The organism is Streptomyces violaceusniger Tu 4113 (genome assembly GCF_000147815.2).
GTDB classification, from domain to species: Bacteria; Actinomycetota; Actinomycetes; order Streptomycetales; family Streptomycetaceae; genus Streptomyces; species Streptomyces violaceusniger_A.
The window spans coordinates 10610417-10636021 of the sequence record NC_015957.1; the positions used below are offsets into that span (position 1 = coordinate 10610417).

The 25605-nt window shown below is 70.6% G+C and carries 24 protein-coding genes and 1 pseudogene; 13 read left to right on the top strand and 12 right to left on the bottom strand.

Going from position 1 to position 25605, the window contains the following annotated elements; genetic code table 11:
• The first annotated feature begins 94 nt into the window (after positions 1–94).
• Together STRVI_RS43460 and STRVI_RS43465 are read left to right on the top strand one after the other, a co-directional pair.
• Entirely contained in the window at positions 95–994 is a 900-nt protein-coding gene (locus STRVI_RS43460) for a LysR family transcriptional regulator (protein WP_014061933.1), read from the top strand.
• A gap of 42 nt (positions 995–1036) precedes the next feature.
• The gene (locus tag STRVI_RS43465) at positions 1037–1576 is read left to right on the top strand and encodes an NUDIX domain-containing protein (protein ID WP_043241720.1); all 540 of its coding nucleotides are present in this window, start codon (positions 1037–1039) and stop codon (positions 1574–1576) included.
• Between the two features lie 1175 nt (positions 1577–2751).
• On the opposite strand, the pseudogene STRVI_RS56595 reads toward STRVI_RS43465, so the two are convergent.
• The 3 genes and pseudogenes from STRVI_RS56595 to STRVI_RS43480 form a co-directional block, all read right to left on the bottom strand.
• A pseudogene (locus STRVI_RS56595) lies at positions 2752–3432 on the bottom strand (pyridoxamine 5'-phosphate oxidase family protein); the annotation flags it as partial.
• A gap of 126 nt (positions 3433–3558) precedes the next feature.
• Positions 3559–5127: a globin domain-containing protein gene (locus STRVI_RS43475; protein ID WP_014061936.1), complete on the bottom strand. Its 1569-nt coding sequence runs from the start codon at positions 5125–5127 to the stop codon at positions 3559–3561.
• 351 nt (positions 5128–5478) lie between these two features.
• Positions 5479–6111 (bottom strand): HAD family hydrolase, encoded by a 633-nt coding sequence (locus tag STRVI_RS43480; RefSeq protein WP_014061937.1) that lies wholly within the window; start codon positions 6109–6111, stop codon positions 5479–5481.
• A gap of 228 nt (positions 6112–6339) precedes the next feature.
• On the opposite strand from STRVI_RS43480, the gene STRVI_RS43485 reads away from it, so the two are divergent.
• The 3 genes from STRVI_RS43485 to STRVI_RS43495 all read left to right on the top strand — a co-directional run bounded on the left by STRVI_RS43485 (position 6340) and on the right by STRVI_RS43495 (position 7964).
• On the top strand, positions 6340–6846 hold the full coding sequence (locus tag STRVI_RS43485) for a hypothetical protein (RefSeq protein ID WP_014061938.1): 507 nt from the start codon (positions 6340–6342) through the stop codon (positions 6844–6846).
• A gap of 67 nt (positions 6847–6913) precedes the next feature.
• Positions 6914–7390 carry a MarR family winged helix-turn-helix transcriptional regulator gene (locus STRVI_RS43490; protein WP_014061939.1) on the top strand — a complete coding sequence of 159 codons (477 nt, stop codon included), beginning with the start codon at positions 6914–6916 and terminating at the stop codon, positions 7388–7390.
• 118 nt (positions 7391–7508) lie between these two features.
• Positions 7509–7964: a GNAT family N-acetyltransferase gene (locus STRVI_RS43495; protein WP_014061940.1), complete on the top strand. Its 456-nt coding sequence runs from the start codon at positions 7509–7511 to the stop codon at positions 7962–7964.
• Positions 7965–8097: 133 nt separating this feature from the next.
• Here the strand turns inward: STRVI_RS43495 and STRVI_RS43500 are convergent, their stop codons facing one another.
• Positions 8098–9486, bottom strand: coding sequence for a serine hydrolase domain-containing protein (locus STRVI_RS43500; protein ID WP_014061941.1), 1389 nt, complete (start codon positions 9484–9486; stop codon positions 8098–8100).
• A gap of 129 nt (positions 9487–9615) precedes the next feature.
• Between STRVI_RS43500 and STRVI_RS43505 the strand changes: the two genes are divergently transcribed.
• The 3 genes from STRVI_RS43505 (at position 9616) to def (ending at position 11219) form a co-directional block, all read left to right on the top strand.
• The gene (locus STRVI_RS43505; RefSeq protein WP_014061942.1) at positions 9616–10047 is read left to right on the top strand and encodes a MerR family transcriptional regulator; all 432 of its coding nucleotides are present in this window, start codon (positions 9616–9618) and stop codon (positions 10045–10047) included.
• Positions 10048–10142: 95 nt separating this feature from the next.
• The gene (gene trxA, locus STRVI_RS43510; protein WP_014061943.1) at positions 10143–10481 is read left to right on the top strand and encodes a thioredoxin; all 339 of its coding nucleotides are present in this window, start codon (positions 10143–10145) and stop codon (positions 10479–10481) included.
• Positions 10482–10580: 99 nt separating this feature from the next.
• The gene (gene def, locus STRVI_RS43515; RefSeq protein ID WP_014061944.1) at positions 10581–11219 is read left to right on the top strand and encodes a peptide deformylase; all 639 of its coding nucleotides are present in this window, start codon (positions 10581–10583) and stop codon (positions 11217–11219) included.
• Positions 11220–11273: 54 nt separating this feature from the next.
• Here the strand turns inward: def and STRVI_RS43520 are convergent, their stop codons facing one another.
• Both STRVI_RS43520 and dnaB read right to left on the bottom strand, forming a co-directional pair.
• The gene (locus tag STRVI_RS43520) at positions 11274–11876 is read right to left on the bottom strand and encodes a class I SAM-dependent methyltransferase (protein WP_014061945.1); all 603 of its coding nucleotides are present in this window, start codon (positions 11874–11876) and stop codon (positions 11274–11276) included.
• 151 nt (positions 11877–12027) lie between these two features.
• A complete protein-coding gene (gene dnaB, locus STRVI_RS43525; RefSeq protein WP_014061946.1) occupies positions 12028–13509 on the bottom strand; it encodes a replicative DNA helicase in 1482 nt (493 codons plus the stop codon).
• Positions 13510–13969: 460 nt separating this feature from the next.
• On the opposite strand from dnaB, the gene STRVI_RS43530 reads away from it, so the two are divergent.
• The gene (locus STRVI_RS43530) at positions 13970–15310 is read left to right on the top strand and encodes an MATE family efflux transporter (protein WP_043237506.1); all 1341 of its coding nucleotides are present in this window, start codon (positions 13970–13972) and stop codon (positions 15308–15310) included.
• Positions 15311–15441: 131 nt separating this feature from the next.
• On the opposite strand, the gene rplI is transcribed toward STRVI_RS43530, so the two are convergent.
• The 4 genes from rplI to rpsF form a co-directional block, all read right to left on the bottom strand.
• Positions 15442–15888 (bottom strand): 50S ribosomal protein L9, encoded by a 447-nt coding sequence (gene rplI, locus STRVI_RS43535; RefSeq protein ID WP_014061948.1) that lies wholly within the window; start codon positions 15886–15888, stop codon positions 15442–15444.
• 18 nt (positions 15889–15906) lie between these two features.
• A complete protein-coding gene (rpsR, locus tag STRVI_RS43540) occupies positions 15907–16143 on the bottom strand; it encodes a 30S ribosomal protein S18 (protein ID WP_003978893.1) in 237 nt (78 codons plus the stop codon).
• Positions 16144–16241: 98 nt separating this feature from the next.
• The gene (locus STRVI_RS43545) at positions 16242–16847 is read right to left on the bottom strand and encodes a single-stranded DNA-binding protein (RefSeq protein WP_014061949.1); all 606 of its coding nucleotides are present in this window, start codon (positions 16845–16847) and stop codon (positions 16242–16244) included.
• 82 nt (positions 16848–16929) lie between these two features.
• Entirely contained in the window at positions 16930–17220 is a 291-nt protein-coding gene (rpsF, locus tag STRVI_RS43550; protein WP_014061950.1) for a 30S ribosomal protein S6, read from the bottom strand.
• A 229-nt stretch (positions 17221–17449) separates the two neighbouring features.
• On the opposite strand from rpsF, the gene STRVI_RS43555 reads away from it, so the two are divergent.
• The 3 genes from STRVI_RS43555 (at position 17450) to STRVI_RS43565 (ending at position 20102) form a co-directional block, all read left to right on the top strand.
• A complete protein-coding gene (locus tag STRVI_RS43555; RefSeq protein WP_014061951.1) occupies positions 17450–17767 on the top strand; it encodes a hypothetical protein in 318 nt (105 codons plus the stop codon).
• A 118-nt stretch (positions 17768–17885) separates the two neighbouring features.
• Positions 17886–19004, top strand: coding sequence for a lipid II:glycine glycyltransferase FemX (locus STRVI_RS43560; protein WP_014061952.1), 1119 nt, complete (start codon positions 17886–17888; stop codon positions 19002–19004).
• A 66-nt stretch (positions 19005–19070) separates the two neighbouring features.
• Positions 19071–20102 carry an alanine racemase gene (locus STRVI_RS43565; RefSeq protein ID WP_014061953.1) on the top strand — a complete coding sequence of 344 codons (1032 nt, stop codon included), beginning with the start codon at positions 19071–19073 and terminating at the stop codon, positions 20100–20102.
• 36 nt (positions 20103–20138) lie between these two features.
• On the opposite strand, the gene STRVI_RS43570 is transcribed toward STRVI_RS43565, so the two are convergent.
• Positions 20139–21626 (bottom strand): glycosyltransferase family 87 protein, encoded by a 1488-nt coding sequence (locus STRVI_RS43570; protein WP_014061954.1) that lies wholly within the window; start codon positions 21624–21626, stop codon positions 20139–20141.
• Positions 21627–21835: 209 nt separating this feature from the next.
• The gene (locus tag STRVI_RS43575; protein WP_043237509.1) at positions 21836–24514 is read right to left on the bottom strand and encodes a transglycosylase domain-containing protein; all 2679 of its coding nucleotides are present in this window, start codon (positions 24512–24514) and stop codon (positions 21836–21838) included.
• Between the two features lie 357 nt (positions 24515–24871).
• Here STRVI_RS43575 and STRVI_RS43580 point away from each other — a divergent pair, with 357 nt between their 5' ends.
• The gene (locus tag STRVI_RS43580; protein WP_014061956.1) at positions 24872–25588 is read left to right on the top strand and encodes a PadR family transcriptional regulator; all 717 of its coding nucleotides are present in this window, start codon (positions 24872–24874) and stop codon (positions 25586–25588) included.
• Positions 25589–25605: the final 17 nt, after the last annotated feature.

Below are 25605 nucleotides of genomic sequence, written 5' to 3' on the forward strand. Positions count from 1 at the left end.
TCAGCGTCAGTGTCCAATCACAGTAGCGACATGGACCTATCGGCATATTTATAGTTGGCATGCGTTCGGGGCGCGACGAGGCGAGGGGAACCGCATGGATCTGGCCCTCTTACGCACCTTTGTGGCGGTCCACCGCGCCGGGTCCTTCACCCGCGCCGCCGGGCTGCTCGGGCTCTCCCAGCCCGCCGTCACCGGCCAGATACGCACCCTGGAGCGGCAGCTGGGCCGCCCACTGTTCCTCCGTACGGCGCGCGGCGTCGTCCCCACCACCGTCGGGGACGAACTCGCCCACAAGGCCGCGCCGCATCTCGACGCCCTGGTGGAGATCACCGAGGCGGGTCTCGACGACGACCGCTCGGCGCTGCGCACCCTGCATCTCGCGGGCCCTCCGGAGTTCACCGCGCTGCGCGCCCTGCCCGCGCTGACCACCCTCGTCACCCAGGGCCTGGCGGTGCGCTGCGCCTTCGGCAGCACCGAGGAGCTGTTCGAGGGGCTCGGCGCCGGCCATCACGACCTGGTCATCACCACCGCCCGGCCGCGGGGCCGGCTGCTGACCGCCACCCCGCTGTGCGACGAGGAGCACGTGCTGGTCGCGGCCCCGCGCTGGGCCGCCCGGCTCGGCGGTCCCGCGGTGCTCCAGGTCAAGGGGGTACGCGCGCTGGAGGCGCTGCCCGTCGTCGAGGTGCACGAAAGCCTGCCGCTGGTCACCCGCTACTGGTCGGCCGTCTTCGACACCCGGCCGGTCACCGCCGGCACGATCATCGCGCCCGATCTGCGCGCGGTGCTCGCCTGCGTCGCGGAGGGCGCGGGGCTCGGCGTCCTGCCGCGCTATCTGTGCATGGACGCGCTGGACGCGGGGGAGATCGTGGCGCTGCTCAACCCGCCGGTGCCACCGCTGCGTACCTACTTCCTGGTGGTGCGGACGGGGGCGCTCGCGCTGCCGCATATCGCGCGGGCGCACGATTGGCTGTTGCGCGCGGCTGTCGATTGGTGAGTAAGTGGTTTCGCGGGGCGAAGGGTGCGGCAGATGTCCTGCATGACCGAACGACCTGTGGTCAAACGCACCGCTCGCGCCATTCTCCTCGACGGCGAGGCCGCGCCCCGGATAATCCTGATCAAGCGCACCAAGCCCGGCCAGGCGCCGTACTGGATCACGCCGGGCGGCGGGATGGAGCCCGAGGACGCGACCGTCGTCGAGGCCCTGCACCGCGAGGTGGACGAGGAGCTGGGGGCGAAGGTGACCGATGTGGTGCCCGCGTTCGTGGACACCGTCTCCCATCCCGATGAGGGCGCGGAGGGCGCGGACGGCGCCGAAGGCGCCCAGGGCGCTGGCGGCTCCGGCGGCTCCGGCGGAGTGAAGGTGCAGCACTTCTTCGTCTGCAGACTCGCCTCGATGGACCTCACCCGGCGGCACGGCCCGGAGGTGGACGAGCCGTGCGGGGAGTACGACGTGGTGAGCGTCCCGTTCACCCGCGAGGGGATCGCCTCGGTCGGGGTGGTGCCGCCCTCGCTGCGGGCCTACCTCGACGCCAACATCGAGGGCGTGCTGGCCCTGCTCGCGGACGACCTCGGCTAGCGCCTGCCGGGCGGGCCTGCGCGGGGCAGGACCTAGCGGAACCAGCCGCCGAACGGCTGCTGGGTCTTCCGGGCCGCCCGCTGACGCGCCTCGGCCAGCACCCGCTCGGCCTCCTCACGCCAGGCCTCGGGCCCCGCGTCGGGGCGTACCTCCGGCCGGATGGCCGGGCTGAGATCAGCGCGCGCCACGGAGGGCTGCGGCGCTTGCCCAGCCGAGTCAGCCGGTTCGGCCTGCGCGGCTGATGGGGTCTGGGGGTCCGGGGTGGCCGGGACGGCTGGGGCGCCTGAGACGGCTGAGGTCTGAGGGTCCGAGGCTGCGGGGGCCGCCGGGGTCTGCGGGCCCGAGGCGACCGGAACGGTCTGGCCGGGAAGGTCCACCGGCCACAGGGCGGGTGGGGCGGCCGGGGCCTGCGAGGCCGAGACGGCCTGGGCAGCGGCCTGCGCGGCCTCGCCAGGAAGGTCCACCGAGCGCGGCGCCCGTGGGGCGGCCGGGACGGGCGGTACGGATGGGACGGGTGGTATGGCTGGGACGGGCGGTATGGCTGGGACTGGCGGTACGGCTGGGACGGGGCCCGGGGCGGCCGGTGCCGCTTGGGCCTGGGGGCCCGAAACTGCCGGGCCCACCGGGACCGCCTGGGCCTGAAGGCCCGGGACCGCCGGGACCGCCAGGGTCCGAGGGTCCGCGACCGTCGGGGCTGCCGGGATCTGGGGACCCGGGGCAGCCGAGGCTGCCGGGGCGGCGGTTGGGGCCTGAAGGTCCGGGACAGCAGGGGCGGTTGAGATCTGGGGGCCCGAGAACGCCGGGGTGGCCAGCGCCTGAGGACCTGGGACGACCGGGGCTGCTGTGGTGACCGGGGTTTGAGAGCCCGAGGCGGCTGGCGTGGCCAGGGGCCGAGCACCCGGGACCACCGGGGCGTACGGGACAGGCGGGGCCTGAAGCCCCGGGATGGCCGGGGCCGCCGGGGTGACCGGGGTCTGAGGGCCCGCGACGGCTGCCATGGCCAGAGTCTGCGTACCCGGGACCACTGGGGCGTACGGAACAGGCGGGGCCAGCAGCACCCGGACCGCCGGGGCCACCGGGGCGCGCTGGCCGGGCAGGTCCGCCGGTCGCGGGGCCGGTGGGGTCGTTAGGGTCGTTGGGGTCGTTGGGGTCGTTGGGGCGGTGGTGGGCGGGGCGGGCGGGTTCCTGCGGCCGTCGCGCGCCTCGGCGGCGGCGCCGAAGAAGTCGCCGCCCTTCCGCTTGACGTCGTCCGTCCCCCAGTCCCGCTCCCGGTCGTGCTCGAGGGCCTGGTCACCGGAGGGGCCGCGGTGCCGGTTGTCGCCGCCGCCGCTGCGTCGCTGCGTCGGGACCTTCTGGAGGTGCGGGATGTGCTTGGCGCAGTGGATATACGCCTCCTCGATGGTCACCTCGACCCAGACCACCGCGCGCCGCCCCCGTACCGGGTCCACCGGCAGGCCGGGGTGCGCCTCGCGCATCTCGGCGTCCTCCACCACCCGGGCCCGGCCGTTCACATGCAGCCCGATCCGGTCCCGGAAGAAGTCGACCATGAGAATGCCGACGTGGGGGTTCTCCTGGATATTGCCGAGGCTGGCCAGGACGCCGTTCCCCCGGTACTCGGGATAGGCCAGGGTGCGCGCGTCGAGTACCCGCAGAAAGCCGGGCGGGCCGGCACGGAAGGTGTTGTCACACTCCCCGTGCCCGTCGGCGGTGGCCAGGAAGAACATTTCCTGGCGGTCGATGAACTCCCGCATCCGGACGTTGAGGTGGTCCAGCACCTGGTCGTCGTAGAAGCGGTCGGCGCGGTCGACCGTGTCCAGCCGCCCCTGCAGAAGGTGTTCGCCGTCGCTCCCCGGACGCCACGTGCGATCGTCGAGGTGCTCCGCACTGTCCACGGTTCTCGTCCCCGTCCTACTGATTCGCCGTCCGGAATCGCCGGAATGCCTGCCTCATGTCGGTGTTTCGCCGTCTGCCGTCCGCGCGCCCTATTCCGCGGCCGCGGCGAGCTCCTCGATGGAGTCGTGCCGGATGCGGTGGGACGGAATGCCGATGCCCACCAGGGCGTCGACACCGCTGCGGATCATCCCGGGCGGACCGGAAAGATACGCGTCGAACGCGTTCCACGGGCCGTACTGCCGCACGGCGTCCGGCAGCCGGCCGCTGAGGCCGTTGGTCGGGCCGTCGGAGACGACGGGGCGGACCGCGAGCCACGGATGCTTCTGCGCCAGCCGCAGCATGGTGTCGATGTCGTACAGGTCGTGATCATTGCGGGCGCCGTAGAAGACCTCGACCGGACGGTGGCGGCCGTAGTCGGCGACGTCCTCGACCAGCGCCTTGATCGGGGCGATACCCGTGCCGCCGCCCAGGCAGAGCAGCCCGTTGTCGTTGGAGTGGTCGACCGTCATGGACCCGGCGGGGGGCCCGAGGCGGATCACATCGCCGGGGCGGGCCCGGTGCACCAGCGCGGAGGACACCCATCCGGCCGGGATGGCCTTCACATGGAAGGAGAGCAGCCCGTCGGAGCGCGGCGCCGAGGCGAACGAATAGTGCCGCCACACCCGCGGCCACCAGGGCGTCTCCACCGAGGTGTACTGGCCCGCCAGAAAGGGGTACGGCTGGTCCGGGCGGACGGTGATCACGGCGATGTCGTGGGTGCGCGGCTCATGCCCGACCACCTCGGCCTGCCACCACGCGGGGGCGCGCAGCTCGTCCTCGGCCGCCGCGTCGATCATGATCTGGGAGATCGCGGTGTAGGCACGCACCCAGGCGGCCTCGGCCTCGTCGGTCCAGGTGGTGACCGCGTAGCGGGTGAGCGCGCCGATCAGGCATTCGCCGACCGCGGGGTAGTGCTCGGGCTGGGTGCCGTACTTGCGGTGGCCGCGGCCGAGCCGGGTGAGGAAGTCGGTGAGGATGTCGGGGTCGTCGATGAGCCGGGCGGCGGTCAGTATCGCCTTGAACAGCCGGTCGCGCTGGGCGTCCATGGCGGCGGGGAAGAGCGGCCGCAGCTCGGGGTGCTGGACGAAGAGCAGCGCGTAGAAGTACGAGGTGACCTTGTCGCTGATGGGCTCGACCTCGGCCATCGTGCGGCGCAGGAGGATCGCGTCGGGCGAAGCGGTCTCGGGGACGGCGAACGGCGAGTCGGGGCCGGGCCGCACGTCCTGCGGGGCCGGGGCCGCCTCGTCGGGACGCTGATGCTCCTCGCGTCCGGGGGCCGTTGGGCCGGGGGTCGCGGGGCCGGGGGCCCTGCGCTCGTCCACCCGGCGGTCGTCCACCCGACGCTCGTCCACCCGGCGGTCGCCCGGTCGCGGACCGGATACCCCTGGGCCGGGTGGGCCGGGCGCGGGGGGCGGCTCCACGGGCGTACGGCGGTCGGCTCCGGTGCCGACCGGCCGTATCGGATTCACCGGGCGGCTGGGCGCACGCTCATCGCTCTGCCGGTCCGGGGCCCCCTGCTCCTCGGCCGGTCGCCTGCTCGGGGTGAACCAGCCCCAGTCGCCACTGTTTCCGCCGGAGCCGTCGCTGCCGGCCGACGATGTGGTGGTCGGAGCGTCCATGGTTGCCTCGCCTCGAACATCTTTCTGTCGGTCTTCGCACTTCCGCTGCCGGAATGTGCCCGCAATTCCCCGTCCTGGTGCCCTGGTTCAAGCGAGAATGGTCGTACCGACCCTCTCCGTGACTCTCTTCCGGGCAGCATGCCACGCTCGTTCCCCACCCCGGGCACATAGCCCGAAGTCCGGGGAACGGGGGCCGCGTTCCCGTTATGCCGGTTGGCCTGGGATGCCCGTTCTGACCCCGTTACAGCACGCCGCACGGAACCGGACCCGACCCTACCGGCCCCGGATGAATTCACAAGCCCCAAGTACACCGCATTCGTTACACCTGCCAACTCGTGTAATTACCGATAGTTACGTGCGGTTACCCAGCAATTCGTAAGCCTCTCGGAGATCACGACCGGCATAGGCGTGGGATGCGATTTCGCTCACATGGTGGTCGGCGTTCACGGCGACCGAGACCGGCACCACCGTGAACAGCTCCGCGTCCGAGAGCGAGTCCCCGTAGGCCACACAGTGATCCCTGGTCAACCCGAACTTCGCACAGAGTTCATCGGCGATCCGGACCTTCGCGGCCGGGGTCAGGATCCCGGCCGGATCCACCGGCTCCCGGAACGGCACGGCGGGCCAGGCCGATCCGTGGGTGGCGTCCGCGCCCCACTCCAGCAGCCGCGACACGAAGAACCCCGGCGAGAGCGAAATCACCGCGCAGCGCTCGCCCCGCGCCCGGATGTCCGCCCACACCTCACGGATCCCCGCCAGCCACGGCGCACCTTCGAACGCCGCCGCCACATGGTCCTCCGTCAGCTCCTCCCACAGCGCGCAGGCACGCTCCGCGAACTGGGCCGTCGTCATCTCCCCGCCCGCGAACCCCCGCTCCAGCGCGGCGATCTCCCGCTCCAGACCGAGCTGCCGGGAGATCTCGATCGCGGCGGCGGAGCCGTGGATGAGTGTGCCGTCCAGATCGAACAGATGCAGTCTGGTCATATCAGCCGAGCGTAGAGGCAACCCTCCGGGCCCCGCCGCCCCGGTCCTGCTCTGCCCACGGCCCGGGCCCCGCCGCCGCCCCGGTCCTGCCCTGCACTGCCGCCGCCCTGTCCGGGCCCTGCTCTGGCCGGCGCCGCCGTCACGGCCCGCGCGCCCGCCGCCGGGAGTACGTGTGGATACTCCTGCCGTCAGACGCCGCGGTGGCCGCGGCGCCGCCACGGTGGGGGCATGCAGCAGCTCACCCGCCCCGTCCGCCGGGGCCTCCTCGTCGTGCATGTCGTCGTCTCCGTCGGATGGCTCGGACTGACCCTCGGGATGCTGGCCCTGGGGATCACCGGGGCCGTCGCCGACTCCGCCGAAGAGGCCGGGGCGGTGTACCGGTCCATGAATGTGCTGGGCGACTGGCTGCTGATTCCGATCAGCCTGCTGTCGCTGGCCAGCGGGATCGTGCTGTCGCTGGGGACGCCCTGGGGGCTGGCGCGCCACCGGTGGGTGTACGTGAAGTTCTGGCTGACGCTGCTCACCACCGCCGCCACGGCCTTCGCCCTGCGCGCCAGCATCAACGCCGCGATGGCCGATGTGGTGGCGGGCCAGGCGGTCGGCGCGACCACGGATCTGGTCGTGGCGCCGTCGGTCAGCCTGAGCGTCTATACCTTTCTCACCGCGATCTCGGTGATCAAGCCCTGGGGGCTGACCGCCCGGGGGCGGCGGCTGCGGGCGACAAAGCACCGATAATTGCATACGCGGTCTTTTTCATCGCTGGACTATCCTGGAATCCGCTCACCCACCAAGGAGGGGTTCCATGCCGGAGAAGACGCACGGCGCCGTCGCCCCGCCCGCGGGGCAGGCCCTCGCCCAGGGCTGGTGCGCCCTGTCCTCCCTGCACGGCCGGATAGAGACGCATATCGAGCGTGCGCTGCAGGCCGGGCACGATCTGAGCGTCCGCGAATTCTCCGTGCTCAACGTCCTCAGCGGACAGCACGACGGCGACGGCGGACATCTGCAGATGAAGCAGCTCGCCGACTCCGTCGTGCTCAGCCAGAGCGCCACGACCCGGCTGGTCACCCGGCTGGAGGACCGTGGGCTGCTCTCCCGCTACATCTGCCCAAGCGACCGCCGCGGCATCTACACCAACGTCAGCGCCGAGGGGCTCAAGCTCCTGGAGGAGGCGCGGCCGACGCATGACGCGGCGCTGCGCGAGGCCCTGGGCGACGCCGCCCGGCGGCCGGAGCTGGCCCCGCTGGTCGCCGCCGTCGAGAGGCTGACCGCCACGTACTGATCGCCGCGTGCTGACCGCAGCGTACTGATCGCCACCGGCCGGGACGCTGCCTGTCCCTGCCCCTGGCCCCTCCCCTCCGCCCGTCAGGGGCTCGCGGGCCCCGGCGTAGGCTCACCGCATGAGCGACTTCGAGATACGGCGCGCGACCGCCGACGACATCCCGGCGATCGTGGCCATGCTCGCGGACGACCCGCTCGGCGCCCACCGGGAGTCCCTGGACGACCCGGCCCCGTACTGTGCCGCCTTCGACCGGCTGGACCAGGATCCCCAGCAGCGGCTGGTCGTCGCGGTCCGGGACGGCCGCACCGTCGGCACGCTCCAGCTCACCGTGATCCCCGGGCTGTCGCGGCGCGGCGCCACCCGCTCGATCATCGAGGGGGTCCGGATCCACTCCGAGGAGCGGGGCGGCGGGCTCGGCACCCAACTGATCGAATGGGCCGTCGAGGAGTCGCGCCGCGAGGGGTGCGCCCTGGTGCAGCTCACCTCGGACGCGACCCGTATCGACGCCCACCGCTTCTACGAGCGGCTCGGCTTCGAGGCCAGCCACGTCGGCTTCAAGCTGCCGCTGGCCTGACCCTGCCGCACCGCCGGCCCAGCCCCCGGCCGTGCGTACCACTGGCGGGGTCAGGCTACGAGCGCCGAAGCCTGCGAACCGTCGGAGCCCGCCGCGCCCCGGATCACGGCACCCCGCTCCCGCCCCCTCCCCCTCAGAGCGCCCGCCAGCCCTCCGGGTCCACCCCGCCGGGCACCACGCCGTCCGGGGCGTAGGGCTCCCGGGTGAACACGAAGGTGCCCAGGTCCAGATGGGCGGGGGCGCCGCCCTCCCCCTCGACCACCCGCAGCGTCTCCCCCGCGTAATAGCCGTCGAGCCCCGTCCAGGTGCCATTCGGCTCGGCCTTGAAGCGGGAGGCCCGGCCTCCCTGGGTGGCCGGGGAGAGCTCCAGTCCGCGGTCCGCGCGCAGCCGCAGGTGGTAGGCGCGAGGGCCCCAGTACCAGGGCCCGGTCAGCGCCAGCAGCGCCGGATCGGCGTCGGTCAGCGGCCGCCAGGGCTCGGGGATACGCGGCTCGTGCTCGGCCACGATCCCTATGAGGTCGGCGGCGATGGCGCCGATCGTGGGCCCCGCGGTGGTGTTGGCCAGCGCGATCCCGGCCAGCCGGTCCTCGGCGCTCACCCACAGCGAGGCCAGGAAGCCGGGCATGGAGCCGATGTGGCCGTGGAGGAACCGCCCGCCGTGGCGGACGAGCTGTGTCCCCAGGCCGTAGCCGCCGTCCCAGTCCCTCTCCTCGGGGGCGACGGCGGGCGCCCGCATCTCGGCGAGCGACTCCGCGCCGAGCACCCGCTCGTCCCCGTCCAGCAGGAAGGCGGCGAAGCGGGCCAGATCCCCGGCGGTCGACCAGAGCTGCCCGGCCGGGCCCATCCGTCCGGTGTCCTCGGCCGGTTCGGGCAGCAGGACATCCGCCCAGGGGTGCACGGCCCAGCCCCCGGCGTGCGGGGCGCGCGGCTCCAGCGACGTACGCCCCATCCCCAGCGGCTCCAGCACCTCATGGGCCAGCACCTCGCCCCAGGGCGCTCCGCGCACCCGCTCGACCAGCGCGCCGAGCAGCGCGAAACCGGGGTTGGAGTAGTGGTGACGGCGGCCCGCGGGGTGGACCAGCGGGCGCTCGCCGAAGATATCGGCCGTCTCGGGCCGCAGCGCCCCGGGCGTGCGCTCCCACCACGGGCCGCGGGCCTCGGCGGCGAGCCCCGAGGTGTGGGAGAGGAGCTGGGCCACGGTCGCGCCCTCGGCCTGCGGCACGTCCAGATGCTTGGCCAGCGGATCGCCGAGGTCCAGCAGCCCCTCGTCACGCAGCCGCAGCACCAGCACCGCCACGAAGGTCTTGGTCAAGGAGCCGATGCGGTACTGGGTGTCGGCGTCCGGTGCGGATCCGTCCACGCCGCCACGCGAACCCGTCCACACCAGCCGCCCCTCCCGCATCACGGCCCCCACCAGGGACGGGGCACGGCCCTCGGTCTGGCCGATGGCGACGCGCCGCAGCAGGGCACGGCGGGTGGCGGGCAGCGGTTCCGTGAACTCATCCGCGTCGCGTGTGGTCATGTCGGCACTGTACGGCGGAGGTCCGACAGCGGGCAGCCATCGGCCGGCCGATCGTCAGCGGCCGGGCCACGGCCCGGGACCGCACCGCGGTCTGGCCTTGACGTCAGGGTCAAGGTCTACCGTCAGGACATGCGGATCGGAGAGCTGGCCGAACGGGCGGGTACCACCACCCGCACCCTGCGCTATTACGAGTCGCTCGGGCTGCTGCCCGCGCGCCGCACCGGCAATGGGTACCGGTCGTACGACGAGGACGATCTGCGGCTGCTCCAGCAGATCCGCGTACTGCAGGACTTCGGCTTCGAGCTGGAGGAGACGCGTCCGTTCGTCGAATGCCTGCGATCCGGCCATCCGGCCGGTGACTCCTGCCCCGCCTCGCTGGAGGTCTACCGGCGCAAGCTGGCCGAGCTGGACGAGTGCATCGGCCGGCTGAGCGCCATCCGGGAGCGGGTCGGGACACAGCTCGCCCAGGCGGAGCTGGCCCGCGCGGCGCTGGAGGCCGCGGCGACGGCGCCCGCAGGGGCCCCGGAGCCGCGCTGCGAGCTGACGCCGCCCGGGCCGTGAGCCCCGCCGTCCCGCCGTCCCACCGTCACCACAACGGCTCCGAACGACTCCGAACGACTCCGAACAGCCCCGAACAACTCCGAAGGAGAGATGAGATGTCGCTGACACACACCGGGGGAGTGGCCACGGTCACGGACGCCACCTTCGGCGAGGAGGTGCTGACGGCCGAGCTGCCGGTACTGGTGAAGTTCACCGCCTCGTGGTGCCCGCCGTGCCGGATGATCGCGCCGGTGCTGGCGGAGATCGCGCAGGAGGAGGCCCACCGGCTGAAGGTGGTGCAGCTCGACGTGGACGAGAACCCGTCCACCACCAACGCGTACGGGGTGCTGTCGATGCCGACGCTGATGCTCTTCCGGGCGGGCGAGCCGGTGCGGTCGCTGGTCGGGGCCCGCAGCAAGCGGCGGCTGCTGGAGGAGCTCGCCGAGGCGATCTGACCGAGCCGGAGCCGCGGCCGAACCGCCCCTGCTACGTTGGCCGGACATGACCATCAGCGGGGGCGGCCATCAGTGGGGGCGGAAAAGGTGAGGTCAGCGGTGCGCGTCCTGGTGCAGGGGAAACCCGTCGGCTCGTATCCGGCGCTGCCCCCCGAGGCCGAGCGCGGTTCACCGCGCCGGATCACCGAGGTCGGTGAGGAGATTCTGCGCCGCTCCTGCCGGGAGGTGACCGAGTTCGGCACACCCGAGCTGAGCGCCCTCATCGACGACATGTTCCTCACCATGTACATCGCCGAAGGCGCCGGGCTGGCCGCCAATCAGGTCGACGTCGAGCTGCGGCTGTTCGTCTACGACTGCCCGGACGACAACGGCGTACGGCATGTCGGCCACATCATCAACCCCGTCCTGGACCAGCCCGATCCGGCCGAGCGGCTGCTCATCGAGGACGCCGAGGGCTGTCTGTCCGTACCGGGCGCACGGATGGACGTACCACGCACCGACCGCACCGTGGTCCGCGGCGTCGACAAGGACGGCAACCCGCTGGTGATCGAGGGCACCGGCTACTTCGCCCGATGTCTGCAGCACGAGGCCGACCATCTCTCGGGGCATCTCTACATCGACCGGCTCTCCAAACGCGACCGTAAGGACGCGCTGCGACAGATGACGGACCTCCATGAGCAGGTCCTCGCCCGGCGCGTGGAGAAGGCCGCGGCCCTGGGCCACCAGTTGCAGCCCTGACCCGGCCAGCCCCGGGGCAGGTGATGGCCGAAATCGACCCCGCCACGACCGCCGTTACCGCAGGCGTCGCGCTCGCAGGACGGTGTCCTGCGTGTGATGGGTACCGGCGGGGGCCGGAGCGGTACGGGGGCGGGTTTCGTTGATCAGGACGGTCCAGTCGTCGTCGAGGAGCCTGGCGATCTCGTCGGGCTGGTAGTAGTCGCCGGGGTCGAAGCCCTGCTCGGGGTCCGGGGACAGATCGGCGAGCGCGTGGCTGGCGAAGAGCAGGGTGCCGCCGGGGGCGACGGCGTCCAGCAGGCCGCGCAGCGCGGTGTGGTCCGGCTGGTGTGCCAGCGGGAAGTAGTGGACGGACACCAGGTCGAACGCGGCGGCCGGGGGCGGCGTGCCGGTCAGGTCGGCGCGTGTCCACGCCACGCGGCCCTCGACGTCCGTGCCGGCCACGACGGCGCGTTCCAGGGCGGCCCGGGAGATGTCGACCGCCGTGACCTGCCAGCCGCGCCGGGCCAGCCAGACGGCATCGGCGCCCTCACCGCATCCCACGTCGAGCGCCTGCCCCGGCGGTAGGTCGGTGACCTCGGTGACGAGCACTCCGTTGGGCGCGCCGCTGAAGAGCTGGTCGCGGCTGCGATACAAGTCATCCCAGAACTGTGTGTCCATGGCCATGCCTCACGTGGTGGGGTCGCGTCCGCCACCAACCTGCCCCCGCCCGTGGCGAATCGACAAAGTTTTTTGCCGAAACCACGAAGAGCGGGACTCCGACCCGCGACATGAGCTGACGACGTCGACCTGAGACCTCACTCGCCTCGTATCAGGTCTGCGCCATGTCCACGAAGCGCGAATAGTGGCCCTGGAAGGCGACCGTGATCGTGGCCGTCGGGCCGTTACGGTGCTTGGCCACGATCAGATCCGCCTCACCCGCGCGCGGTGACTCCTTCTCATACGCGTCCTCGCGGTGGAGCAGGATGACCATGTCCGCGTCCTGCTCGATGGATCCACTCTCTCGGAGGTCGGAGACCATCGGCTTCTTGTCCGTGCGCTGCTCGGGGCCTCGGTTGAGCTGGGAGAGCGCGATGACCGGCACTTCCAGCTCCTTGGCCAGCAGCTTCAGGTTTCGCGACATGTCCGAGACCTCCTGCTGACGGCTCTCGGGGCGCCGGGCGCCGCCGGACTGCATCAGCTGGAGATAGTCGATGACGACCAACTGCAGATCGCTGCGCTGCTTGAGCCGGCGGCACTTGGCGCGGATCTCCATCATCGACAGGTTCGGCGAGTCGTCGATGAAGAGCGGGGCCTGGGAGACATCCGGCATCCGCCGGGCCAGCCGCGTCCAGTCCTCGTCGGTCATGCTGCCGGAGCGCATATGGTGCAGCGCCACCCGGGCCTCGGCGGAGAGCAGACGCATCGCGATCTCGTTGCGGCCCATCTCCAGCGAGAAGATCACGCTCGGCATGCTGTGCTTGATCGAGCAGGCCCGCGCGAAGTCCAGGGCCAGGGTGGACTTACCCATCGCGGGCCGGGCGGCGATGACGACCATCTGGCCCGGGTGCAGACCGTTCGTCAGGGAGTCCAGGTCGGTGAAGCCGGTGGGCACCCCGGACATCTGCCCGCTGCGTGAGCCGATCGCCTCGATCTCGTCGAGCGCGCCCTCCATGATGTCGCCGAGCGGCAGATAGTCCTCGCTGGTGCGCTGCTCGGTGACGGCGTAGATCTCCGCCTGGGCGTTGTTGACGATCTCGTCGACGTCCCCGTCCGCCGCGTATCCCATCTGGGTGATGCGGGTGCCCGCCTCGACGAGGCGGCGCAGCACGGCGCGCTCGTGGACGATCTCCGCGTAGTACTCGGCGTTGGCGGCGGTGGGAACCGATTGGACCAGGGTGTGGAGATACGAGGCGCCGCCGACCCGGGCGATCTCCCCGCGCTTGGTCAGCTCCGCGGCGACCGTGATCGGGTCGGCCGGCTCGCCCTTGGCGTAGAGGTCCAGGATGGCCTGGTAGACGGTCTCATGGGCGGGCCGGTAGAAGTCATTGCCCTTGAGGACCTCCACCACATCGGCGATGGCGTCCTTGGAGAGCAGCATGCCGCCGAGCACGGACTGCTCGGCGTCGAGGTCCTGGGGCGGAACGCGCTCGAAGCCGGAGCCCTCCCAGGCGGAGCCGCCCCCTCCGTCGCGGTCCTGCTGACCGTCGCGGCCCCGGCCGCCGCCCTCACCACGCCGGAAGCGGGGGGACGGGAACCGGTCGGACGGGCCGGAGTCCGCCCAGGGGTCGTCCATGGGCTCGGGAACGCTCACCCCGTCACCTCCTCCCGTCCGCGAAGCGAACCTCGCCGTGCCCGTCCTTCTTACGGCACGGCTATGACACAACTGAGCGGCCGGCTTTCCGGACACGGCGCATCGGAGGCTGGGGATTCCAGGGCCGAATCGGGTGGCGGGCGCCGGACCACGTTAGGCCCGTCGGGACCGCCAGCCAACTTGGTTATCCACAGGGCATGTGGATGATGGGATCCATCCTGTGGGTAAGTCGCGCGAACCTGTGCACGGGTCGGGGGACAGTGCTGTGGACAAACACACAATCACCCCAAGGACCCAACCCTGACCTGCGGTTTCTCTATCCAGGGGCTGTGCAGAAGAAAAACTTTCGCCCCCGGCACAAGATCACGACAAAGGGCGCAGAGAAGATCGTCCCGCACGCCGCCTTGTAAGGACTGGTGATGGCTTGTGTCTCTTACCTGTGGACGATTACATTGCCCTCATGACACAGGCCCCCACGAGCGCGCGGAGCACCCTGCGCCACCACGACCGCGAGATCGTCGCACTCGCGCTTCCCGCCTTCGGCGCGCTCGTTGCGGAACCCCTCTTCGTCATGGTCGACAGCGCCGTCGTCGGCCATCTGGGCACCACCCAGCTGGCCGGTCTGGGCGTCGCCGCGGCCCTGCTCGCCACCGCCGTCAACATCTTCGTCTTCCTCGCCTACGCAACCACCGGGGCGGTCGCCCGCCGCGTCGGCGCGGGCGACCTCGCCGGGGCGATCCGGCAGGGCATGGACGGCATCTGGCTGGCCCTGCTGCTCGGCGCCGCCGTCATCGCCGTGGCCCTTCCCACCGCCCCCGCCCTCATCGACCTCTTCGGCGCCTCGGACACCGCCGCGCCCTATGCCATCACCTATCTGCGGATCAGCACCCTCGGCATCCCCGCGATGCTGGTGGTGCTCGCCGCCACCGGGGTCCTCCGCGGCCTCCAGGACACCCGCACCCCGCTGTATGTCGCCATCGGCGGCTTCGGGGCCAACGCCGCGCTCAACGTCACCCTGGTCTACGTGGCCGGGCTGGGCATCGCGGGCTCGGCCTGGGGCACGGTGATCGCCCAGAACGCCATGGCCGCCGTCTACCTCGCCGTGGTCATCCGGGGCGCACGGCGCCATGGCACCTCGCTGAAGCCCGATGCCGCCGGGATCAGGGCCTGCGCCCACGCCGGGACACCGCTGCTGATCCGTACGCTCTCGCTGCGCGCCGTGATGCTGATCGCGACGGCCGTGGCGGCCCGCCTCGGCGACACCGACATCGCCGCCCATCAGATCGTGCTCACCCTGTGGAGTCTGCTGGCGTTCGCCCTGGATGCCATCGCCATCGCGGGCCAGGCGATCATCGGACGCTATCTGGGGGCGGGCGACGAGGAGGGGGCACGGGCCGCCTGCCGCCGCATGGTGCACTGGGGCATCGCCTCGGGCGTGGCGCTGGGTCTGCTGGTGGTCGCCTCCCGGCCGCTGTTCATCCCCCTGTTCACCACCGATGCCGCGGTACGGGACGCCCTGCTGCCCGCCCTGCTGGTGACGGCCCTCATCCAGCCGGTCTCGGGTGTGGTCTTCGTCCTCGACGGCGTGCTGATGGGCGCGGGCGACGGGCCGTATCTGGCCTGGGCGATGATCGTCACCCTCGCCGCCTTCGCCCCGGTGGCGCTGCTGGTCCCCTCGTTCGGCGGCGGGCTGACCGCGCTGTGGTGCACGATGGCGCTGATGATGTCGGTCCGGTTGGCGACCCTGTGGCTGCGCACCCGCTCCGGCCGCTGGATCGTCACCGGCGCGGTACGAAGCTGAGCCCCACCGGACCACAGCACGCGCGTCCCCGGACAAGACCAGAGCCACCGGTCCCCCGGGCACGACGGAGGGCCGCACCCCACAGGGTGCGGCCCTCCGGTGCACGGTGCCAAAGGCGACCGTCACGGTCGTCAGGCGGCGACGACCTCGACGCCGACCTTGGCGGCAACCTCGGCGTGCAGACGGACCGAGACCTGGTGCGCGCCCAGGGTCTTGATCGGCGACTGCACCTCGATACGGCGCTTGTCCACGTCCGGACCACCCGCGTCCTTGATCGCCGAAGCGATGTCGGCCGGGGTGACGGAGCCGAACAGCCGGCCGGCGTCGCCGGCACGGGTCTTCAGCTGCACCTTGACGCCCTCAAGCCGAGCCTTGACCTCATTGGCCTGCTCGATCGTGGCGATCTCGCGGATGCGACGACCGCGGCGGATCTGCTCGACGTCCTTCTCGCCGCCCTTGGTCCAGCGGATCGCCAGACCACGCGGAACGAGGTAGTTACGGGCGTAACCGTCCTTGACGTCCACGACGTCACCGGCGGTGCCGAGGCCGGAGACCTCGTGGGTGAGGATGATCTTCATGACTGGGTCACCCTTCCCTTATCGCGCGGTGGAGGTGTAGGGCAGCAGCGCCATCTCACGGCTGTTCTTCACAGCCGTGGCGACGTCACGCTGGTGCTGGGTGCAGTTGCCGGTGACCCGGCGGGCACGGATCTTGCCGCGGTCGGAAATGAACTTCCGCAGCAGGTTCGTGTCCTTGTAGTCGACGTAGGAGATCTTCTCCTTGCAGAACACGCAAACCTTCTTCTTAGGCTTGCGAGCAGGCGGCTTCGCCATTGTCTCTCTCCAGTGTGATCAAGAAGTATGTGCTGGTCGCCCTGACCAGACCGAGCGCTCTTGTTTCACGTGGTTTCACGTGAAACGGCGCTCCGGGCCTAGAAGGGCGGCTCGTCCGAGTAGCCGCCGCCGGAGTTGCCGGAGCCGCCGCCCCAGCCACCACCGCCGTCGCCGCCCTGGCCGCCGGCCGGTGCGCCGGTCGCCCACGGGTCGTCGGCCGGAGCGCCGCCGCCCTGCTGACCGCCGCCGGAGTTGCCGGGGCCGCCGCCCCAACCGCCTCCGCCGCCCTGGCCGCCGCCACCGCCACCGCCACCGCCGTAACCACCCTGACCACCGCGACCGGTGGTCTTGGTGACCTTGGCTGTGGCGTTGCGCAGACTGGCGCCGACCTCGTCGACATCCAGCTCATAGACCGTGCGCTTGATCCCCTCACGGTCCTCGTAGGACCGCTGCTTCAGACGACCCTGCACGATGACGCGCATGCCGCGCTGAAGGGACTCGGCCACGTTCTCCGCGGCCTGCCGCCACACCGAGCACGTGAGGAAGAGGCTCTCGCCGTCCTTCCACTCATTGGTCTGCCGGTCGAAGGTACGGGGAGTGGACGCGACGCGGAACTTCGCGACCGCCGCACCGGACGGGGTGAAACGCAGCTCGGGGTCGTCGACGAGATTGCCGACGACCGTGATGACGGTCTCGCCTGCCATTGGGGGAACCTCTCGGCGGGTACTGCTGGGCTGCTTGCTACTCGTTGCGATACGGCCCCGATGACCGCTGAACGCTTACGCGTCAGTGGGTCTCGGGACGGAGGACCTTGGTCCGGAGGACCGACTCGTTCAGGTTGAGCTGGCGGTCGAGCTCCTTGACGACCGCGGGCTCTGCCTGCAGGTCGATGACCGAGTAGATGCCCTCGGGCTTCTTCTTGATCTCGTACGAGAGACGACGACGGCCCCAGGTGTCGACCTTCTCGACCTTGCCTTCGCCCTCACGGACGACGGAAAGGAAGTTCTCGATCAGCGGGGAGACAGCGCGCTCCTCGAGATCGGGGTCGAGGATGACCATCACCTCGTAGTGACGCATGTGGAACCCACCTCCTTTGGACTCAGCGGCCACGGTCGTTCCGTGGCAGGAGGGTCGTGATGCGTATCCGCTTCGGCGCCTGTGCAGACACCACCGCGGACGGTACACAGTACCTGGCTACGGCCTCCCGCTTGAAATCCGGGCGTCTTAGCCCGCAATCTGTACACATCGGGTGTGAGCGGCATTACAGTTCGCCGCTTTGCTCTATGGGCCTACCTGGAGGTGCCCCATGGCACAGGCAGCACGACCCCATCACGGCTTGCTCTCCTTCCTGGACACCGATGGCAAGTCGCATCCCGTTCAGAACGCTTTCGCCGTGACCACGCTGGTGATCGGGGCGATCGCCTTCGTCACGGCTCATTTCACCCAGCTCCACCTGGTCAGCTCATGGACCGGGCTGGTCGGAATGATCACTGGCGCCTGGGGCCAGCTGATCTCCGCGACCACCGGTGAGCGGTTCGTGCTGATCATCGGACTCGGTGCCGCGGGGGTCGGCTTCTACCTCGGCATGGCACACGGAGGGCTCTTCGGCGGCGTGCTGGGCTGAGCCCGCCCGGAGCCTGGTTGCCCACAGGCCCGAACGGGGCGCGTCCCGGTCGCAGTAGGCTTCGGCGCGAGAGCCGGAGCCCCGACCCTGGGGACAAACCTGCCGAGGAGCGCCCCGCATGAGCCTGACCCTGAGGACGATCAGCCGAGAGCAGCATCTGGCGTATATCCAGAGCCTGCCCGCGGCCAGCCACATGCAGGTCCCGGCATGGGCTGACGTCAAGTCGGAGTGGCGCTCGGAGAACCTCGGCTGGTTCGACGCCACGGGCCAGCTCGTCGGCGCCGGCCTCGTCCTCTACCGGCAGCTGCCCAAGATCAAGCGCTATCTCGCCTATCTCCCCGAGGGCCCGGTCATCAACTGGTACGCGCCCAACCTCGAGGACTGGCTGCGCCCGATGCTCGCGCATCTGAAGCAGCAGGGCGCGTTCTCCGTGAAGATGGGCCCGCCGGTCATCATCCGCCGCTGGGACTCCACCGCGATCAAGTCGGGCATCCAGAACCCCGACGTCAAGCGGCTGCGCGATGTCGAGGCCACCTTCATCGAGCCGCGCGCCTTCGAGGTCGCCGAGCGGCTGCGGCGCATGGGCTGGCAGCAGGGCGAGGACGGCGGGGCCGGCTTCGGTGACGTCCAGCCGCGGTACGTCTTCCAGGTGCCGCTGGAGAACCGCTCCCTGGAGGATGTCCACAAGGGCTTCAACCAGCTGTGGCGCCGCAACATCAAGAAGGCCGAGAAGGCCGGTGTCGAGGTCGTCCAGGGCGGCTACGAGCATCTGCCCGAGTGGCAGCGGCTCTACGAGATCACCGCGGAGCGCGACCACTTCCGGCCGCGCCCGCTCAGCTACTTCCAGCGCATGTGGACGGCCCTCAACACCGAGGACCCCAACCGGATGCGGCTGTACTTCGCGATGCACGAGAACGAGGTCGTGGCCGCGGCCACGATGCTGATCGTCGGAGGCCATGTCTGGTACTCCTACGGCGCCTCGGCCAACCACAAGCGTGAGGTCCGGCCCTCGAACGCGATGCAGTGGCGGATGCTCCGCGACGCGTACGCGCTGGGCGCGACCGTCTACGACCTGCGCGGCATCAGCGATTCCCTCGATGAGACAGATCATCTCTTCGGTCTGATCCAGTTCAAGGTGGGCACCGGTGGGCAGGCTGCCGAGTACCTCGGCGAGTGGGACTTCCCGCTCAACAAGCTCCTGCACAAGGCACTCGACATCTACATGTCGCGCCGCTGACCACGATTCGCTGTTTCCCATACTTCCAATACACCGCGGCAACGAGAAAGGTTCCGGGACCGGCCAATGGCGCTCACCCTCTACGTCGACACCGCGCGCTGGCGGGCGCACCAGCAGACGGTGATCCAGCAGTTCCCAGGGATAGTCCCGGTCTGCAAAGGCAACGGCTACGGCTTCGGCCATGAGCGCCTGGCCGAGGAGGCAGCCCGCATGGGCAGCGACGTCCTCGCGGTCGGGACCACCTACGAGGCCGCCCGGATGAAGGACTTCTTCAGCGGTGACCTGCTCGTACTCACCCCCTTCCGGCGCGGTGAGGAGCCGGTGCCGCTGCCGGACCGGGTGATCCGCTCGGTCTCGTCGGTCGACGGCGTCTACGGCCTGGTGAACGCGCGCGTGGTCATCGAGGTCATGAGCAGCATGAAGCGGCACGGCATCACCGAGCAGGACCTGCCCAAGCTGCACGCCGCGATAGAGAACGTCCGGCTGGAGGGGTTCGCCATCCACCTCCCGCTCGACCGCACCGACGGCCTGGACGCGGTCGAGGAGGTCATTGCCTGGATGGACCGGCTGCGGGCGGCACGGCTGCCGCTGCACACCATGTTCGTCAGCCACCTCAAGGCCGAGGAACTGGCCCGGCTGCAGCAGCAGTTCCCGCAGACCCGCTTCCGGGCGCGGATCGGCACCCGGCTGTGGCTGGGCGACCACGATTCGACGGAGTACCGGGGCTCGGTGCTCGACGTCACCCGGGTGGCGAAGGGCGACCGCTTCGGCTACCGCCAGCAGAAGTCCGCCTCCGACGGCCATCTGGTCGTCGTCGCGGGCGGCACCTCCCACGGCGTCGGCCTGGAGGCGCCCAAGGCGCTGCACGGGATGATGCCCCGCGCCAAGGGGGTCGCCCGCGCCGGCCTCGCGACCGTCAACCGCAACCTCTCGCCGTTCGTATGGGCGGGCAAGCAGCGGTGGTTCGCCGAGCCGCCGCATATGCAGGTGTCCATCCTGTTCGTGCCCGGTGATGTCCAGGCACCCCAGGTGGGGGATGAGCTGGTGGCGCATCTGCGGCACACCACGACGCAGTTCGACCGGCTCTTCGACCGCTGAAGCGCGCGCCGCCGGGAGCGGCTCCCGTCCGGGGGCTCACTCCCGATGGACGCCCCAGTCCACCAGCGGCGCGCTCTCGTACCGGGAAGCGCGCCGCGCCCGTCCCAGCACGAACGTGTCCGGGGCCCGGTCCAGCACGCCTCCTCCGGGGTCGTCCGCCCCGTCCTTGCGCACCGGGTCCCGCTCCGGCACCAGCGCGTCCCGGACGATCAGGGCGCACAGATAGAGCGTCCCCAGCAGATGCACGGCGATCGCCAGCTGATAGCCCTCCGCGGGCAGCCCCCGGTGCTGGTCGCCGCTGCCCGTGTACGCGAGGTACATCCAGATCCCGAGGAAGTACATGACCTCGCACGCCTGCCAGACCAGGAAGTCCCGCCAGCGCGGCCGTGCCAGTGCCGCCAGCGGGATCAGCCACAGCACGTACTGCGGTGAGTAGACCTTGTTGGTGAGCACGAACGCCGCGACGATCAGGAAGGAGAGCTGAGCCAGGCGCGGACGGCGCGGGGCGCACAGAGCGAGCGCCGCCACCCCGATGCAGGCCAGGACCATCAGGAGGGTTCCGTAGGTGTTGACGTCCTCCAGGGGGTTCCCGGTGCGCTGCGAGATGATCAGCCACAGGGAGCCGAAGTCGACGGGGCGCTCCTGGCTGAAGGTGTAGAACGTCTTCCAGCCCTCGCGGATGTGCAGGCCACCGCCCTGTGTGGTGATCATCACGGGGAGGTTCACCACGAGCCAGGCGGCCGCGGCTCCGCCCGTCGCCGTCCAGAAGGCCCTCAGCCGCCCCGCCCGCAGGCAGAGCACCAGCACCGCGCCGAGCAGCAGCCCGGGGTAGAGCTTCGCGGCCGTCGCGAGCCCCAGCAGCACACCGGCGGCCAGCGGGCGGCTGCGGGACCACATCAGCAGGGCGGCGGCCGTAAGGGCGACGGCGAGCAGGTCCCAGTTGATGGTGGCCGTGAGCGCGAAGGCGGGGGCCAGGGCGACCAGCAGCGCGTCCCAGGGGCGGCGGCGGTGCGTACGGGCCACACAGACCGCGATGACCGCGGTGCAGACCATCAGCATGCCCGCGTTGACCAGCCAGTAGATCTGCTCACGGTCCTGGATGGAGCCGCCGTGCGGGGTCAGCCAGGAGGCGACCTCCATGAAGAGGCCGGTGAGGACCGGGTACTCCAGGTACTGCATCCCGCCCGAGACGCTGTCCGGTATGCGGTTGAAGTACGGGACGAGGTCGATGGCGAAGCCGCGGCCGTTGTAGAGGTGCGGTACGTCGGAGTAGCAGGCGTGGGTGTACTGGGCGGTGGCGCCGTAGAACCAGCCGCCGTCGTAGCACGGCAACTTCTGCACCATGCCCAGGGCGAACATGCCGATGGCGGCGATCGCCACGATCCGCACCGGGGTCCACCAGCTCGTGCCGAGCAGGGCCCGGCGCCCGGCCGGCCCACCGATCAGCTCGCTGCCGGCCGCGGCCAGCGGGTCCTCGGCGGTCGGCCTGACGGGCTCGGCCTGTGGGTCCTCGCGCACGCTCATGGCCCCCATCCTGCCGTACGAGCCCGGCGGCAGGAGTCAGGACCGCCCCAGCGGCCGCTGAGCGCGCCGCGGACGGCTCGGTGGGTCCCGGGGCGGGAAACAGGGTGCGAGAGGCGCAGAGGGCCGTTCAGGGCCCGGAACGGCGCCGGCCGCGCCGGAGCGGGGTTCGCTCCGGTGCGGCCGGCGAGTGGTGAACGGGTCGTACGGGGCTACGGGCTAGCCCTCCGTCGGGCCCCGGTCGGGCCGCCGAATATGCCTCCGGGCCCGCCCGGCGGATCCGAGGTCGGCGATGTGGTGGGACCGCCCGGACCGCCGTTCTGGCCGCCGCCGTTCTGGTTCCCGCCGTCGTTGTTGCAGTTGAAGTCGAGCGGGTCACAGGTGCCCGTCGGGGTCGGGCTGCCGGACGGCGTCTCCGAGGGCGTCTCCGACGGGGTTTCCGAAGGCGTCTCCGACGGGGACGCGGGAGGCTTTTCCGTCGTCGGGGTCGGGCTCGGGCTCGCGTCCTCGCCGAAGACCTTCTGACCGATCGGGGTAGCCGCGGGGAAGTCCTTGACCGGCTTGCCCTGCAGGGCACCGCGCATGTAGTCGGCCCAGATCTCCGCCGGGAAGGACGCGCCGTGGATCGTCTTCTGACCGCCCACACCGCGCATGGACAGGAACTTCTGGCTCTTGGCCTGGTCGTCCACCCGCCACATGCCGATCGCGGTGGACAGCTGCGGGGTGTAGCCGGAGAACCAGGCCGACTTGTTCTCGTCGGTGGTTCCGGTCTTGCCCGCCACCGGCCGGCCGATCTTCGCCGAGGTGCCGGTGCCGTGCTGGACCACGTTCTCCAGGACGTCGGTGACGTTGTTCGCCACGTTCGAGTCGAACGCCCGCTTGAGCTGGGCGTCCTGCTTGTGGTCGTAGACGGAGCCGTTCTTGTCCTCGACCCGCTCCACCGAGTACGGGTCGGCCTGCTCGCCGCTGGCCGCGAAGGTGGCGTACGCCCCGGCGAGCCGGATGGCGCTGGGTGCGGAGGTGCCGAGCGAGAACGTCGGTGTGATCGACGCCAGTTGCTCCTTGCTGAGGCCCGCGGCCAGGGCCGAGTCCCGCACCTTGTCGGTGCCGATGTCCATGCCCAGCTGGATGAACGGGGTGTTCACCGAGTACTGCATCGCGGTGCGCAGGCTGACCGGGCCCTTGTCCTCGTCACCGTCGTTCCGCTGGTGCCACTCCTTGCCGTCCTTGTCGTGCCAGACGGTTCCGTCGTAGTCCTTCAGGGTCACCTTGTTGTCGCCGTTGTAGACACTGTTCGGCGCGACCAGGGTGCGCTCGGAATCGGGTTGCTCCCGTGGGCCCTTCGGATCGCGGACACCATTGGTCATCGCGGCGGCCATCACGAAGGGCTTGAAGGTAGAGCCCACCTGGACACCGGTGTAGTCGGCGTTGTTGCGGTAGTGCTCCAGCGCGTTCTTGCCGCCGTAGATGGCCAGGACCTTGCCCGTCTTGGGCTCCACCGAGGCGCCGCCGAACTGGACGTACTTGTCCGGCTCGCGCTGTTTCGGCTTGATGTTCTCCTTGGAGACCTTCTCGACCGCCCGGGTCAGCTCACTGATCTTTTTCCGGTCGAAGGTGGTGTGGATCTGATAGCCACCCTTGTCCAGCTTCGACTTGCTGATGCCGGTATTGGCGATGATGTAGTTGTCGGCGAGGTCGGTGAGATAGCCGATCTGGCCTTGCTTGTTCGTGGCCACCTTCGGGTCCTGCGGCATCGGGAAACCCTTGCCGATCCACTCCTGGGCCTCGGTCCTGCTCAACCTGTGCACGGCGACCTCACGCCGCAGGGTCCACTCCCAGCGCTGCTTGGCCCGCTTGGTGTTGGCTTCCTTGGTGGCCGCGGCGCCGTAGCCGCCGTTGGGGTCGTAGAGGTTGGGGCCGTTCAGCGTCGAGGCCAGGAAGGCGCTCTGGCTGGGCGTCAGGGCCGAGCAGTCACGGTCGTAGTAAGCGCGGGCCGCCGCCTGGCAGCCGTAGGCACCACGTCCGTAGTAGGCGGTGTTCAGGTAGCTCCCGAGGATGTAGTCCTTGTCCTTGGTCGCGCCCACCTTTATGGAGATGAACAGCTCCTTGACCTTGCGCGTGAGCGTCTGCGACTGGTCCAGGTAGGTGTTCTTCACGAACTGCTGGGTGATGGTCGACCCACTCTGGGTCGCGCCGCCCCGCGCCATGTTGACGACCGCGCGCGCGATACCCATCGGGTCGACGCCGGAGTCCTGGTAGAAGCTGGCGTTCTCCGCGGAGATCACCGCGTTCTGCATGGACTTGGGGATCTTGCTGAGGGGGACGATCTGACGGTTGAGGTCACCACCACCGGAGACCACCATCTGCTTGCCGTCCGCCCAGTAGTAGACGTTCTTCTGGGTCTGGGACGCGGCCTGGGCGGTCGGCACCTGCACCAGCCACAGCCCTATGCCGACGGCGCCGAGCAGCACCGCGAAGAAGAAGAGGAAAGTTCCCGTCACCAGCTTCCAGGACGGAACCCAGTGCCGGAGACCCGACCTTCCCCCACGCGGGTAATCGATAAAGCGCTTCTTGCCGGGGTGCCCATCGCCCCCGGAGCCAGGTCCGCGGCCGCCGCCGGCCCCCCGCCGGCCGCCACCGCGACCGGAGTGGCCCGCGCCGCCGGCGCCCGGATCGGCTCCTCGTCTACGGCCGCCGCCGCGTTGTGCGGCGCGGCGGGCTGCCGCGCGGCCGCCGTAAGGACGCTCTTCCCCCTGGGGGGTGGCCTCCGACCCGGCTGCGGCGTTGTGCGTCGGTGCTGCGCGGCGGCCGGACGACTGCTGTCCGGCTCGCCGGGCCGCTGCTCGTCCGCCGCCTTGGGGCTGCGGCGGTTTGCGACGGTGCTCGCTCATGGAACGACTTCTCCTCGGGCAGGCGCTATCGCCTGAAAGCGGCAGATGGCTTCCGGTCCCCCCAATGTGCGGTCCGGTCGCACCAGGCAACCGGACGCACTGCATCCGGGACGAGGACGCATCGCGGCGTCACTTGGTTCCCATAGGTCTGCATGGCGAACAGAGTACGCACGGTCAAAACCCGCCCAGCCGCCACCTTCACTCCATAACCGTCAGATTGAATGCCACGAATTGATGATGTGACGGCGTTCACCGTGGGCCCTCTTGTCCCGCCGGGGGCACGGATCTATCGTCTTGATGTATCGAGTCGATACATCAGCTCGACATAGCTGGCTCGGAGGAGAGGGGAGGCGGGGAATGAGCAGACGCTCCGGCGTCCTGGAGTTCGCCGTACTCGGCCTGCTGCGCGAGTCCCCGATGCACGGATACGAGCTGCGCAAGCGGCTCAACACGTCGCTCGGGGTGTTCCGGGCGTTCAGCTACGGCAGCCTCTATCCCTGCCTCAAGACGCTGGTCACCAATGGCTGGTTGATCGAGGAATCCGGCAGCGCCTCCCAGGACGCCCTCGCGGCGCCCCTCTCCGGCCGCCGGGCCAAGATCGTCTACCGGCTCACGGCGGCGGGGAAGGAGCGGTTCGAGGAGCTGCTCGCCCACACCGGGCCGGACGCCTGGGAGGACGAGCACTTCGGCGTCCGTTTCGCCTTCTTCGGCCAGACGTCACGAGACGTTCGGATGCGAGTGCTCGAAGGGCGGCGCAGCCGCCTGGAGGAGCGCCTGGACAAGATGCGCGCCGCCATGGCCCGCACCCGCGAGCGGCTGGACGACTACACCCTCGAGCTGCAGCGGCACGGGATGGAGTCGGTGGAGCGCGAGGTCCGCTGGCTGAACGAGCTGATCGAGAGCGAGCGGGCCGGGCGCGACCAGCGCGACGGCACCGCCGGGCAGGACCGGGCGATCGAGCGGGATGAGGACCGGCCGCCACAGCAGGAGCAGGACCAGTCAGGAGATGCGGACGGCCCGCCCCGGCACCGGGGTGGATCCCGGCCGGATCCGTCCGATGACACCGCCAAGTGAGGCCCGGCAGCCGCGGG